This window comes from Streptomyces sp. NPDC008137 (genome assembly GCF_042957035.1).
GTDB lineage: Bacteria > Actinomycetota > Actinomycetes > Streptomycetales > Streptomycetaceae > Streptomyces.
In genome coordinates, this window is the sequence record NZ_JBIBHN010000043.1 from 1 (window position 1) to 12,349 (window position 12,349).

The following is a 12,349-nucleotide window of genomic DNA, read 5'->3' on the forward strand; positions in this document are numbered from 1 at the left end:
CGCTGGCGGGGGGGGGGCCTCCGCCCCCTGGCCGCCGCGACGCGCCCGGGGGGGGGGGGGGGGGGGGGGGGGGGGGGGGGGGGGCGGGGGGGGGGGGGGGGGGGGGGGGGGGGGGGGGGGGGGGCCCCCCCCCCCCCCCCGCCCGGTGCTCCGGGGCTGTCGACCGGCGCGCGGTCACACGCTCAGTTCGTTCGCCACCGCCATCACGTACTCGCCGTATCCCGAGCGGGACAGCTTCGCCCCGAGTCGGTGGCAGGCGTCGGCGTCGATGAATCCCATGCGGAGGGCGACTTCTTCCAGACAGGCGATCCGTACGCCCTGCCGGTCCTCCAGGGTCTGGACGTACTGGCCGGCCTGGAGGAGGGACTGCGGGGTGCCGGCGTCGAGCCAGGCGAATCCGCGGCCGAAGGTGACGAGTCTGGCCCGGCCCTGTTCCAGGTAGATCCGGTTGACGTCGGTGATTTCCAGTTCGCCGCGGGCCGACGGGCGTATTCCGCGGGCGATCTCCACGACGTCGTTGTCGTAGAGATAGAGCCCGGTGATGGCGAGATTCGAGCGGGGCTTTTCGGGCTTCTCCTCCAGGGAGACGAGCCGGCCTGATTCGTCGACCTCGCCCACGCCGTAGCGCTCGGGATCGGTGACCGGATATCCGAAGAGGACACAGCCGTCGAGGTCCCGGGAGTGCACGTCCAGGAGATCGTAGAAACCGTTTCCGTGGAAGATGTTGTCACCGAGGACGAGGGCGACCGAGTCGTCGCCGATGTGCTCGGCCCCGGTGATGAACGCCTGTGCCAGTCCGTTGGGAACGGGCTGTTCGGCGTAGGTCAGGGAGATCCCCAAGTGGCTGCCGTCACCCAGCAGTTGGCGCAGTTGAGGGATGTCGCCGGGCAGGGCGATGATGAGGATGTCCCGGACGTCGGCCAGCATCAGTGCCGAGAGAGGGTAGTAGATCAACGGCTTGTCGTTGACGGGAAGCAACTGCTTCGAAACAGCCAGGGTGATCGGGTGTAAACGGCTGCCGTAGCCGCCTGCCAGCACAATTCCTTTCACCGGCTCCTCCTTAGTCTGGGCATTCTCAGCGACAGTAGGCCGGAAGTCTCCCGGCGGACAACAATCGCCCCGCCGATATCGACCGCGATACGAGGTGAGGCCGCCATGGTCACCTTCTGTTCAAGTTCGCTCGATCGGTTCTCGAGTCTGTTCCTTCCAAACCTGCATAGGGTGCACTTCATGGCCGTTGTTGATCCTGACGGCCGGAACCGAAGAGCGAGAGGTTTCGACCGCAAGGGGAGGAAGAACCGTCGTGGCGGCACTGACGAGCGAGAAACTCTTTGACATCCTGCGTGAGTGTGCGGGGGAAGAGGAGTCCGTAACCAGCGCGGAAAACGCAGTTGACATGGAATTCACGGACCTCGGGTATGATTCGCTGGCCCTTCTGGAGACCGCGGCCCGGGTCTCGCGCGAGTACGACGTGGAGATCCCCGAAGAGGATCTTTCCGAGGTGACGACCCCCGCCGGGTTTCTGGCCGTAGTGAATACGCTGCTGAAGGTGGCTTGATTCGTTCGGCGGCGCCCGTCGCACCCGGGTCGTTCGTTGATTGCACAACCGGTTTGTTGCTCGCGCAACGAAAATTCCGGCGCTGACAGCGCTTTCCTTTACGGCGACATTTGTTCTCCCTGTGGGGAACTTGTGAACCGCCTGAGGCGTTGGTGCTCGGTAGACCAGTAGCTTTCTGCGATCTATGGGGGAACGTCGTGAAGCTGGGTGTTTTAGGCCCACTTTCCGTGCAGGTCGAAGGCGATCTGCACACTCCGAGCGCACCAAAGATGAGAAGCGTTCTGGCCACATTGCTGGTGCACGCCGACCAGGTGGTACCCGTGTCGTCACTGATACGCGAACTCTGGGACGAGGAGCCTCCGGTCAGCTGCCTGACCACGCTGCAGACCTACATCCTCAACCTGCGCAAGTTACTGGCGTCCGCGACGGGGATGACCGCCCGTCAGGTCGCCTCCGAGATCCTCGTGACCCGGTCCGGCGGCTACCTCTTCCGGACCACCCAGGGGGATCTGGACGTCCACCGGTTCCATCAGCTCGTCTCGGACGGGCGCCGGGCGCTGTCGTCGGGGGACGACAGCACCGCGCTGTCCACCCTCTCCAGCGCGCTGCAGCTCTGGCGCGGACCCGCGCTGGTGGACGTCGTCGCCGGCCGGATCCTCGAAGGGCGGCGCCAGCAGTTCGAGGAGTCCCGGCTGGTCGTCCTGGAGTACCTCGTCGACACCCAGCTGCGGCTCGGCATGTACCGCGAGGTGCTCACCGAGCTCGCGGCCCTGACCGCCGACAACCCGTACCACGAGGGCCTGCACGCCCAGTACATGCGGGCCCTCTACCTCAACGGCCGGCGGGCGCAGGCCCTGGAGCTCTTCCAGCGCCTGCGGGTCAACCTGGTGAACCATCTCGGTCTCGAACCCGGTCCGATGGCCCAGGAGCTGCACCGTTCCATCCTCAACGCGGAGTCGATCGACGCGCAGGGCAACCTCCGCAGGCCCACCGGGGACATCGTGCGCATGTCGTCCTCCGGCGCGGTGCGCGTCTACTGACACAAGTGGAGCCCGGTCCGAGGGGCGGGCCGGGCTCCACGTGCTCCGTGGCGGCCGATTCCGATCGCTTCCGGTTCGCGTTCAGCTCGCGATCGACGCGCTGACGAACCGGACCGGGGTGGGCAGCAGGAGCGGGTCCTCGCCGCGCAGCCGGTCCAGCTCGGTGGTCAGACGGTGGCGCAACTGCCGGTTCTCGTACTCCGGGAGGTGCTGCCAGAGCAAGCGCATTCCCTGTGTGTGGGACCAGTCGACCCACGTTTCGCCGTTCGGCGCGCGCAGATCGATGTGCTCGTCGGCGATCTCCACGTCCTCGAAACCGGCGGCGATCATCGTCCGGGTCAGGTCGCCGGTGTCCTGAAGCCAACTGTTGAACCGCCGCTTCAGCGCGTCCGGCCGCCAGTCGGCCGGCAGGTTGCGCAGCAGGCGCTCGGGGATGAGTTCGGTGAACACGGGCGGCAGGAAGGGGAACGTGTCCTCCGTGAAGACCGGGCTGGTGAAGGCGATCCGGCCGCCCGGCCGCAGCAGGGCCGCGTACCGGGGGAGCGCGGCGGGCGCGTCAGGCAGGAAGATCAGGCTGTAGCTGCCGGTCACCACGTCGAAGGAGGCGGGCGGGAAGTCCGGGTGCTCGCCGTCCATGACCCGGACCTCCACGTGCCGGGTGCCGAGCGCGGCGGCCTGCCGCCGGGCCTCCTCGACCATGGCCGGAGCGATGTCGATACCGAGCACATGGCCGGACGGGCCCACCTTCTCCGCTGCCACGAACAGCGAGGCGCCGCGCCCGCATCCCACATCGAGAACCCGCTGCCCGGGCCGCGGATCGGCCCTTTCCACCAGTCGCCGGCCCATCGGTGTGAAGAACTCGACGCCCAACTGGTCGTAAGTCGCCGCGGCATTGTTGAACGCCTCGGTGACCGTCGATTTGTACTTCGTCTTGTCCATGGGTCCTCCGCGTGACGAAAGCCGACCCGACCACCCTGGCCCGTCCCTCTGAAATGTGAGTCGGAAGGCGCTCGGTGGCCGCTCGAAACCGGCTTGTCAACGGGTCGAGCCGGTGCGGGAAAGGATTGTTGAGAAGGGGCGCGGAAGACAGGATGAACTCCATCGACGACCGACAAGGAGTGCCGACCGTGAGCGATCGCATCGACATTGTTCGCCGCATGGTGAACAGCTACAACACCGGAAAGACGGACGACGTCGCCGAGTTCATCCACGAGGAGTACCTGAATCCCGGTGCCCTGGAACACATGCCGGAACTGCGCGGTCCCGAGGCGTTCGCACTCGCGGTGAAGTGGCTGAAGCTCACTTTCTCCGAGGACGCGCATCTGGAGGAGATCGGTTACGAGGAGAACGGCAGCTGGGTGCGGGCGAAACTCGCCCTGTACGGACGGCAGGTGGGCGAACTCGTGGGAATGCCCGCCACCGGGCGCAAGTTCTCCGGCGAACAGATTCACCTCATCCGGATCGTCGACGGAAAGATCCGCGACCACCGCGACTGGCCCGACTATCTCGGCACCTACCGCCAGCTCGGCGAGCCCTGGCCCACCGAGGAGGGCTGGCGCCCCTGAGCAGCGCCCCCGTTCCGGCACACCGACGCCCAAGGGAAGGAAAACGGTGAGCTCCTCCGCACCCGGGGAACCCCTGGAACCGACCGACCAGGACCTCGACGTACTCCTGAAGAACCTCGGCAACCTGGTGACCCCGATGGTCCTGAGGGTCGCCGCGACGCTCCGCCTGGTCGATCACCTCCTGGCCGGAGCGGACACCGTCGCCGCCCTCGCCGACCGTACGGACACCCACCCCCAGGCGCTCTCCCGCCTGGTCAGGCACCTCACCGTCGTCGGCGTCCTGGAGGGCGGAGAGAAACCGGACCAGCCGCTGCGGCCCACCCGGCTCGGGATGCTCCTCGCCGACGGCCACCCGGCCCAGCAGCGGGCCTGGCTGGACATGGACGGGGCCGTCTCGCACGCCGACCTGGCCTTCACCGGGCTCCTCGACGTGGTCCGCACCGGCCGCCCCGCCTACGCCGGGCGGTACGGGCGGCCCTTCTGGGAGGACCTCTCGGCGGACGTGGCGCTGGCCGACTCCTTCGACGCGCTCATGTCCTGCGACGAGGACCTGGCCTACGAGGCCCCGGCCGACGCCTACGACTGGTCGTCGGTCCGGCACGTCCTCGACGTGGGCGGCGGCAACGGCGGCATGCTCGCGGCGATCGCCCTGCGGGCCCCGCACCTGCGCGGCACCCTGCTGGAACTGGCCGGTCCCGCCGAGCGCGCCCGGCGCAGGTTCGCGGACGCCGGCCTGGACGGCCGGGTCACGGTGGCGGAGGGCGACTTCTTCAAGCCGCTGCCCGTCACCGCCGACGTCGTCCTGCTGTCGTTCGTTCTGCTCAACTGGTCCGACGAGGACGCGCTGACGATCCTGCGCGGGTGCGTCACGGCCCTGGAACCGGGCGGGAAGCTCCTGGTCCTCGACCGTGCCGACGTCGAGGGCGACGGCGCAGACCGGTTCTTCAGCACCCTGCTCGACCTGCGGATGCTGACGTTCATGGGGGGACGGGTGCGCACCCGGGACGAGGTCGTGGCCCTGGCCGCGGCGGCCGGTCTCGCCCTGGCCTCGGAGCGCACCAGCGGCTCCACGACCCTCCCGTTCGACTTCTCGATCCTCGAGTTCACCGCTGCCGCCGACCCCTCAGCACAGGAGTAGACATATGTCCGAACGCATCGTGCCGAGCGGGGACGTCGAGCTGTGGAGCGACGACTTCGGTGACCCGGCCGACCCGGCGTTGCTGCTCGTCATGGGCGGCAACCTCTCCGCCCTCGGCTGGCCCGACGAGTTCGCCCGGCGGCTCGCCGACGGCGGCCTCCACGTCATCCGCTACGACCATCGCGACACCGGCCGCTCCACCACCCGCGACTTCGCCGAGCACCCCTACGGCTTCGGCGAGCTGGCCGCCGACGCGGTCGCCGTCCTCGACGGCTGGGGCGTCGACCGGGCGCATGTGGTCGGCCTGTCGATGGGGGCGACCATCACCCAGGTCGTCGCGCTCGACCACCATGACCGGCTGAGCAGCCTGACCATGATGCTCGGCGGCGGGCTCGACATCGACTTCGACGCCAACATCGAGCGCGTGATGCGCGGCGAACCCACGCTGGACGGGCTGCCCGGGCCGCAGCAGCCGTTCCTGGACGCGCTCGCCCTGATGAACCAGCCGGCCGAGGGACGGGCCGCCGAGGTGGCCAAGCGCGTCAGCAAGTGGCGCATCCTCTCCGGCACGGGCGTGCCGTTCGACGACGCCGAGTACGCGCGGTGGGAGGAACGGGCGATCGACCACGCGGGCGGCGCGCTCACCGAGCCGTACGCGCACTACTCGCTGACCCTGCCGCCGCCGGCCCGGGCCGCCGAGCTGCGCGACGTCACCGTGCCGACCCTGGTCATCCAGGCCGAGCACGACCCGATCGCCCCCGCGCCGCACGGCAAGCACCTCGCCGGGCTCATCCCCACCGCGCGTGTGGTGGAGATCCCGGGCATGGGGCACGCCCTCCCCTCCTCGGTCCACGGGCCGCTCGCCGAGGTCATCCTCGCCCACACCCGCTCGGCGGCCTGACCGTGGCGGACGAGCAGCGCGCGGGAGAGACGATGTACGGGGCCGACCTCGCCCGGGTCTACGACCTGGTGCACCGGGAGCGGGGCAAGGACTACCGCGCCGAGACCGAGGCGGTCGCCGCCGCGGCCCGGCGGAGCAGGCCGGGCGCCGGGCGGCTGCTGGACGTCGCGTGCGGCACCGGAGGGCATCTGCGGCACTTCGCCGACCTCTTCGACCACGTCGAGGGGCTGGAGCTGTCCGCGCCGATGGCCGAGGAGGCGCGGGCCGCGCTGCCCGGGGTGACCGTGCACGCGGGCGACATGCGCGACTTCCGCCTCGGCACCACCTTCGATGTCGTGACCTGCATGTTCGGCTCCGTCGGCTACATGACGTCGGTTGGCGAACTAGGGCAGGCGCTGGGCGCGTTCGCCCGGCATCTGGAGCCGGGCGGGGTGGCCGTGGTCGACCCGTGGTGGTTCTACGAGACGTTCGCCGACGGCCATGTCTCCGCCGACATCGTGACCGTCGACGGCGTCACCGTCTCGCGGGTCTCGCACTCCGCCCGCCGGGGCCGCACCTCGCACATGGACGTGCACTTCGTGGTCGCCGAACCCGGCGCAGGCGCCCAGCACTTCGTCGACACCCACGTCATCTCCCTGTTCAGCCGCGCCGAGTACGAACAGGCCTTCCGGGAGGCCGGCTTCGAGGTCGAGTACCTGCCGGAGGCGCCGTCGGGCCGGGGGCTGTTCGTCGGCGTCCGGGTGTGACCGGTGGACCCGCGAGGACTTCAAGTGAGCGACGAGAGAGGAGCGACATGAACGACCACGAGGTTGATGTACTGGTGGTGGGTGCGGGCCTCGGTGGCCTGTCGACGGCGATGTTCCTCGCCCGGCAGGGCGTCCGGGTGCTCGTCGTGGAGCGCAGGGCGGGCCTCTCGCCCTATCCGCGGGCCGCCGGGCAGAACCCGCGGACCATGGAACTGCTGCGCATCGGGGGCGTCGCGGACGAGGTCGTCCGGGCCGACGACATCCGCGGCACCCAGGGCGACTTCGTCATCCGGCTCGCCCAGAGCGTACGGGGCGAGATCCTGCGGACCGTCTCGGAGAGCTTCGACGACATGGTGGCCGCCACCGAGCCGTGCACACCGGCCGGCTGGGCGATGCTGTCCCAGGACAAACTGGAGCCGATCCTGCTCGCGCAGGCGAAGAAGCACGGCGGCGCCATCCGCTTCGACACCCGGCTGCTCTCGTTCCGCCAGTCCGACGAGGGCGCCGGCGCCGGCGTCACGGCCCGGCTGGCGGGGCCGGACGGCGAGTACGACCTGCGCGCCGGGTACCTCGTGGCCGCCGACGGCAACCGCAGCCTGGTGCGGGAGTCACTGGGCATCGAGCGGTACGGGCACGGCACGCTGACCCACATGGTCGGGGTCATCTTCGACGCCGACCTCTCCGGGATCATGGAGCCGGGCACGACCGGCTGGTACTACCTCCACCACCCGCAGTTCACGGGCACGTTCGGTCCGACGGACCGGCCCGACCGGCACACCCTGTTCGTCGAGTACGACCCCGACAAGGGCGAGCGCCCCGAGGACTTCACACCGGAGCGCTGCGTCGAACTCATCGGCCTCGCCCTGGACGCGCCCGAGGTGAAGCCCGAGCTCGTCGACATCCAGGGCTGGGAGATGGCGGCCCGGATCGCCGAACGCTGGCGCGAGGGGCGGGTCTTCCTGGTCGGCGACGCGGCGAAGGTCACCCCGCCGACCGGGGGCATGAGCGGCAACGCGGCCGTCGCCGACGGGTTCGACCTGGCCTGGAAGCTGGCGGCGGTGCTCCAGGGGCAGGCCGGGGAGGGGCTGCTCGGGACGTACGAGGACGAGCGCAAGGTCGCCGCCGAGCTGGTCGTGGCCGAGGCGCTGGCGATCTACGCGCAGCGGATGGCACCGCACATGGCGGATGTGTGGGACAAGTCGGTGGGCTACCCCGAGACGCTGCTCGGGTTCCGCTACCGGTCCTCGGCGGTGCTGGCCGCGGACGACGACCCGGCGCGGGTGGAGAACCCGCTGACGCCGAGCGGGCGTCCCGGTTTCCGGGGGCCGCATGTCGTGGTCTCCCGGCACGGGGAGCGGCTGTCGACGGTCGATCTGTTCGGCGACGGGTGGACGTTGCTGGTGGGGGAGCTGGGGGCGGACTGGGTCGCGGCGGCTGAGGCGGTTTCGGTGGAGCTGGGGGTGCCGGTGCGGGCGTACCGGGTCGGGGCGGGGCTGACCGACGCCGAGAACGTGGTGTCCGAGCGGTATGGCATCGGCAAGGCCGGGGCGAGTCTGGTCCGGCCGGACGGGATCGTGGCCTGGCGTACGGATGAGGCGGCGGCCGACGCGGTCGAGATGCTGGGCGGGGTGTTGCGTAGGGTTCTCGCCCGCTGAAAGGAATGGCTTCGCGCCCCGCCGGAGGATTTGGCGGGGCGCGGTGTTGTTGGCGGCTGCGGGCGGGTGGGGGTTGTTCGCGCAGTTCCCCGCGCCCCTAGAAGCGGGGCGTCAGCTCAAGCCCGTTTCCTGGGCAAGGGCGTCGTGCGGGCGGGACTTCGGGTCGCCGATGAGGCGGGCCGCTCGGCGGACCCGGTCGAGGAGCAGGGCCTGGCGCTGGATCGCCGAGGTGTCGGTGAGGGGGCCGGTGCCCGTGAGGGCCGCGCGGACGAAGGCGTCCATCGCGTTGAAGACCTGGTTGTCCTCGGGCAGCGAGCGCTCAGTCACCACGTCCTGCTGCTCGATCCTGACCACCGGCTTGAGCTGCTCGGGAGGTGTGAAGGCACGCCGGACGCTCACCCGGCCCCGGTTGCCCCACAGCGCGTAGGTCGAGCGGTAGGAGTGCTCGAAGCCGAAGTCCAGCTGGGCCGTCACGCCCCGGTCGTCGCTCAGCAGCACACTGCCCGCCACATCCGCCCCGGTCGCCTCGTCGACGCGCAGACACGCCCCGAGGACGTCGAGTTCCCCGGTGAGGTACAGCTGAGCCGCGCGCAGGGGGTAGACCCCGACGTCGAGCAACGCGCCCCCACCCAGGGCCGGCTGGTACCGGAACGAGTCCGGAGCCAGCGGCGGCACCGCGAACGACCCCGAGAAAAGTCGCAGTTCCCCCACGGACTCGTCCAGCATCGCGCGTACCGCCGCGTGCTGGGAATGGTGCAGGAACATGAAGTTCTCGGCGAGCACGAGTCCGAGTTCCGAGGCGGTCGACATCAGCTCGAGAGTTTTCTCGTAGGTGTCCGACATCGGTTTCTCGACCAGCACGTGTTTTCCCGAACGCAAAGCCCGTAGCGCCCACTCGTGATGCATGCCGGGCGGCAGCGGAATATAGACGGCGTCGAGGTCGTCCCGTTCGACGAGCGCCGCGTAATCCCCCACGCCACGGCAGCCGAAAGCGGCCCCCACGCGCTCGGCCCTGGCCTTGTCCCGGCTGGCCACCGCGACGAGGTCGACGTGGTCGTGCGCGGCGAGCACGGGCATGATCCGGCGTATCGCGATGTTCGCCGTGCCGATCACGCCCATGCGGAGCGCCCGTTGCTGACGGTGCTCTGGCATAGGGATCCTCATCACCTTGCGGGAGTCCAGTGGGTTCCCCACCGTACGACCGGGAGATCAAGCACTGCTTGAGGAACGGTGGATACGGAAAACGGCGGTTCGAGCAGTTCGAGTGTTCTTCTAATTCGGCCCCGTACCTTGCCGAGGTAATCGGATGACGGAGGTGGCGGGGTGACGGCGGCGACGAATGCCCTGGGGCGCGAACTGCAACTCGTCCACGCGGCACAGTGGCTCTACGCGGTCAACGCGGAGCCGTTCGTACCGGGGGCGGGTGACCCGTACGCCCGGCTGGTACGGGGATTCGAGAGTGGCGAGGACGGCGTGGGTGGGACTCTCACCTCCATCGCGGAGCGAGGGCCGGTGTGGCGCAGCCGGCTCGACACCTGGGTCGTCACCGGCCCCGCGGCGCTGCGTGAGCTGTCCGCCGGCGCGGAACCGGCGGTGTCCGCCGCGGTGCCGCAGCCGGAGGCCTGGCTGCCCGAACCGGAGCGGCAGCGCACGACGGAACTCGCCCGGGACCTGGCGAGGCGGGGAGGGACGAGGGCCGTGGGGAAGCGGGCCGGAGCGCTGCGGGAGGCGGCCGGACAGGCCGCGGCCCGGCTCGGCCCGGGCCCGGTCGACCTGGTGGCGGACTTCGCCGAGCCGCTGACCGCGGCCGGGTTCGCCGCGCTCCTGGACGTACCCGAGGAGCGGCGCGCGGCGCTCGCCGCCGACCTCGCCGCGGCGGCCCCGGCCGTGGACGCGCTGCTCTGCCCGCAGACGCTGGACACGACGCGGCGCCTGGCGGCGGGCGTACGCGGACTGCGGGAACTCCTCGCCGGGCGCGCCCACGCGGAAGCGGACCTGGTGCTCGCGGTGGCCGGGGCCCGGGCCGCGGCGGACCTGCTCGGCGACGCGCTGCGCAGGGTCCTCGGCCGGCCCGGGGAGTGGGAGCTGCTGCGCTCGGGCCCCGCGCACGCGGCCCGGCTGGTCGAGGAGGTCCTGCACGACCGGCCGCCGTGGCGCGCCTGTCCGCTGGTGGTCCTCGCCCCGGCGGAGGTGGCCGGCACCCGTATCGAGGCCGGCGACACCGTCACCGCCGTGAGCACCGCTGCCGCCGGCGCCCCGGCGCCCCTGCCCGTGGCCGCCTGCGCCACCCTGCTCCCGGCCGCCCGGGCGCTCGCCGGGCACGCGCTGGTGGCGCTGGCCGCGCGGGACCCGCTGCCGCGACCGGACGGCGAGCCGGTGCGCGCGCGCCGGGCGCCCCTGACCCGGCGCCTGGTCAGGCTGCCGGCCCGAATCGGCGAGGAGGAGACGCGATGAGGGTTCTGTTCACCTCACTGGCCCACCACACCCACTACTACCCGCTCGTACCGCTCGCCTGGGCGCTGCGCACCGCGGGCCACGAGGTGCGGATCGCCAGCCAGCCCGAACTGACCGACGTCATCACGGGTACGGGACTGACCGCCGTCCCCGTGGAGTGGTCACTCGGCGCCCTGGAGGACCTCGGGCTGCTCGGCAAGCTCCACGACGAGGCCTCGGCTCACGTCCAGGGCTTCGACTACGCCGCCCGGGGCGAACACCCCTGGGAGTACGAGCAGTTGCTGGCACTGGAGAACATCATGGTGCCCACGCTCTACGGCGCGCTCAACAACGACACCATGGTCGACGCCCTCGTGGACTTCGCCCGCTCGTGGCAGCCCGACCTCGTCGTCTGGGAGACCTTCACCCTCGCCGGGGCCATCGCGGCCCGGGTGACGGGCGCGGCGCACTGCCGGCTGGTCTCGGGCCCCGACATCAGCGTGCGGGCCCGCAAGGAGTTCCTGCGGCTGGCAGCCGCCCAGGAGCCGGAGCACCGCGAGGACCCCACCGCCGAGTGGCTGGAGCGCACGCTGCGGCGGCTGGGATCCGACGCCGGGTTCGACGAGGACATGGTCACCGGGCAGTGGACGGTCAACACCACACCGCCCAGCACCCAGCTCGACCTGAAACTGCCGACCGTGCAGGTGCGCCACGTGCCGTACAACGGCCCCGCGGTGGTGCCGGACTGGCTGCGGGCCGACCCCGGGCGCAGCCGCGTCTGCGTGACGCTCGGCTCCTCGGCCTCCGACGTCGGCGTCGACATGGCCGAGCTCCTGGCCCACCTCGCCGAGCTGGACGCGGAGATCGTCGCGACCGTCGACGAGGCGACCCGGGAGGCGGCCAAGGACCTGCCGGACAACGTACGCCTGGTCGACTTCGTCCCGCTCAACGACCTGCTGCCCACGTGCGACGCGATCGTGCACCACGGCGGTGTCGGCACCAAGGCGACGGCCGAACTGCACGCCGTGCCCCAGCTGATCCTGGCCTTCGGCTGGGACACCGAGGTCATGGGGCGCGGCCTGGAGGACATCGGCGCCGGCCTGTGCGTGCCGAGCGCCGACCTGCTGCCGGACGTCCTGCGCAAGCAGGTCCAGCGGCTCATCGGTGAGCCGTCGTTCGCGCGGGGCGCCCGCCGGCTCCAGGAGGAACTGCTCGCCGTGCCCAGCCCCAACGAGGTCGTTCCGGTGCTGGAACGGCTGGTCGCCGAGCACGGCACGAACGGCTCAGTCCACGACCGAGGGTGAGGGATCCAC

General features: G+C 70.8%; 12 protein-coding genes. 9 read left to right on the plus strand and 3 right to left on the minus strand.

From position 1 onward, the window contains the following. Positions 1 to 174 precede the first annotated feature (174 nt). Entirely contained in the window at positions 175 to 1,050 is an 876-nt protein-coding gene (gene rfbA, locus ACFZBT_RS37760) for a glucose-1-phosphate thymidylyltransferase RfbA (RefSeq protein WP_391114039.1), read from the minus strand. 253 nt (positions 1,051 to 1,303) lie between these two features. Here rfbA and ACFZBT_RS37765 point away from each other — a divergent pair, with 253 nt between their 5' ends. Both ACFZBT_RS37765 and ACFZBT_RS37770 read left to right on the plus strand, forming a co-directional pair. Further along, positions 1,304 to 1,558: an acyl carrier protein gene (locus ACFZBT_RS37765; RefSeq protein ID WP_261681996.1), complete on the plus strand. Its 255-nt coding sequence runs from the start codon at positions 1,304 to 1,306 to the stop codon at positions 1,556 to 1,558. 269 nt (positions 1,559 to 1,827) lie between these two features. Then, a complete protein-coding gene (locus tag ACFZBT_RS37770) occupies positions 1,828 to 2,598 on the plus strand; it encodes an AfsR/SARP family transcriptional regulator (RefSeq protein WP_184594679.1) in 771 nt (256 codons plus the stop codon). An 81-nt stretch (positions 2,599 to 2,679) separates the two neighbouring features. On the opposite strand, the gene ACFZBT_RS37775 is transcribed toward ACFZBT_RS37770, so the two are convergent. Next, positions 2,680 to 3,537: a methyltransferase domain-containing protein gene (locus ACFZBT_RS37775; RefSeq protein ID WP_391114042.1), complete on the minus strand. Its 858-nt coding sequence runs from the start codon at positions 3,535 to 3,537 to the stop codon at positions 2,680 to 2,682. Between the two features lie 188 nt (positions 3,538 to 3,725). Between ACFZBT_RS37775 and ACFZBT_RS37780 the strand changes: the two genes are divergently transcribed. From ACFZBT_RS37780 to rdmE, 5 genes are read left to right on the plus strand one after another with little or no spacing between them, the layout of a single operon-like run. Next, positions 3,726 to 4,163: an ester cyclase gene (locus ACFZBT_RS37780; protein WP_261681994.1), complete on the plus strand. Its 438-nt coding sequence runs from the start codon at positions 3,726 to 3,728 to the stop codon at positions 4,161 to 4,163. 46 nt (positions 4,164 to 4,209) lie between these two features. Then, positions 4,210 to 5,301 (plus strand): methyltransferase, encoded by a 1,092-nt coding sequence (locus ACFZBT_RS37785; protein ID WP_391114046.1) that lies wholly within the window; start codon positions 4,210 to 4,212, stop codon positions 5,299 to 5,301. A 4-nt stretch (positions 5,302 to 5,305) separates the two neighbouring features. After that, on the plus strand, positions 5,306 to 6,202 hold the full coding sequence (locus ACFZBT_RS37790) for an alpha/beta fold hydrolase (RefSeq protein ID WP_391114049.1): 897 nt from the start codon (positions 5,306 to 5,308) through the stop codon (positions 6,200 to 6,202). Positions 6,203 to 6,234: 32 nt separating this feature from the next. Beyond that, complete coding sequence (locus ACFZBT_RS37795; RefSeq protein WP_391114176.1) at positions 6,235 to 6,948, plus strand: methyltransferase domain-containing protein; 714 nt, start codon at positions 6,235 to 6,237, stop codon at positions 6,946 to 6,948. Positions 6,949 to 6,995: 47 nt separating this feature from the next. Then, the gene (rdmE, locus tag ACFZBT_RS37800; RefSeq protein WP_391114052.1) at positions 6,996 to 8,603 is read left to right on the plus strand and encodes an aklavinone 12-hydroxylase RdmE; all 1,608 of its coding nucleotides are present in this window, start codon (positions 6,996 to 6,998) and stop codon (positions 8,601 to 8,603) included. Positions 8,604 to 8,714: 111 nt separating this feature from the next. On the opposite strand, the gene ACFZBT_RS37805 is transcribed toward rdmE, so the two are convergent. Next, positions 8,715 to 9,755: a Gfo/Idh/MocA family oxidoreductase gene (locus ACFZBT_RS37805; RefSeq protein ID WP_391114055.1), complete on the minus strand. Its 1,041-nt coding sequence runs from the start codon at positions 9,753 to 9,755 to the stop codon at positions 8,715 to 8,717. 171 nt (positions 9,756 to 9,926) lie between these two features. On the opposite strand from ACFZBT_RS37805, the gene ACFZBT_RS37810 reads away from it, so the two are divergent. Together ACFZBT_RS37810 and ACFZBT_RS37815 are read left to right on the plus strand one after the other, a co-directional pair. Next, positions 9,927 to 11,057: a hypothetical protein gene (locus tag ACFZBT_RS37810; protein ID WP_391114058.1), complete on the plus strand. Its 1,131-nt coding sequence runs from the start codon at positions 9,927 to 9,929 to the stop codon at positions 11,055 to 11,057. Then, positions 11,054 to 12,340, plus strand: coding sequence for an activator-dependent family glycosyltransferase (locus ACFZBT_RS37815; RefSeq protein WP_391114060.1), 1,287 nt, complete (start codon positions 11,054 to 11,056; stop codon positions 12,338 to 12,340). Before ACFZBT_RS37810 ends, ACFZBT_RS37815 begins: the two co-directional genes overlap by 4 nt. The last annotated feature ends 9 nt before the right edge of the window (positions 12,341 to 12,349 follow it).

Bases quoted from the DNA above. Each gene is read 5' to 3' on its own strand.
- ACFZBT_RS37770 (WP_184594679.1), top strand. From the start codon at position 1,828: ATGAGAAGCGTTCTGGCCACATTGCTGGTGCACGCCGACCAGGTGGTA.
- ACFZBT_RS37775 (WP_391114042.1), bottom strand. From the start codon at position 3,537: ATGGACAAGACGAAGTACAAATCGACGGTCACCGAGGCGTTCAACAAT.
- ACFZBT_RS37790 (WP_391114049.1), top strand. From the start codon at position 5,306: ATGTCCGAACGCATCGTGCCGAGCGGGGACGTCGAGCTGTGGAGCGAC.
- ACFZBT_RS37795 (WP_391114176.1), top strand. From the start codon at position 6,235: ATGTACGGGGCCGACCTCGCCCGGGTCTACGACCTGGTGCACCGGGAG.
- rdmE (WP_391114052.1), top strand. From the start codon at position 6,996: ATGAACGACCACGAGGTTGATGTACTGGTGGTGGGTGCGGGCCTCGGT.
- ACFZBT_RS37805 (WP_391114055.1), bottom strand. From the start codon at position 9,755: ATGCCAGAGCACCGTCAGCAACGGGCGCTCCGCATGGGCGTGATCGGC.
- ACFZBT_RS37815 (WP_391114060.1), top strand. From the start codon at position 11,054: ATGAGGGTTCTGTTCACCTCACTGGCCCACCACACCCACTACTACCCG.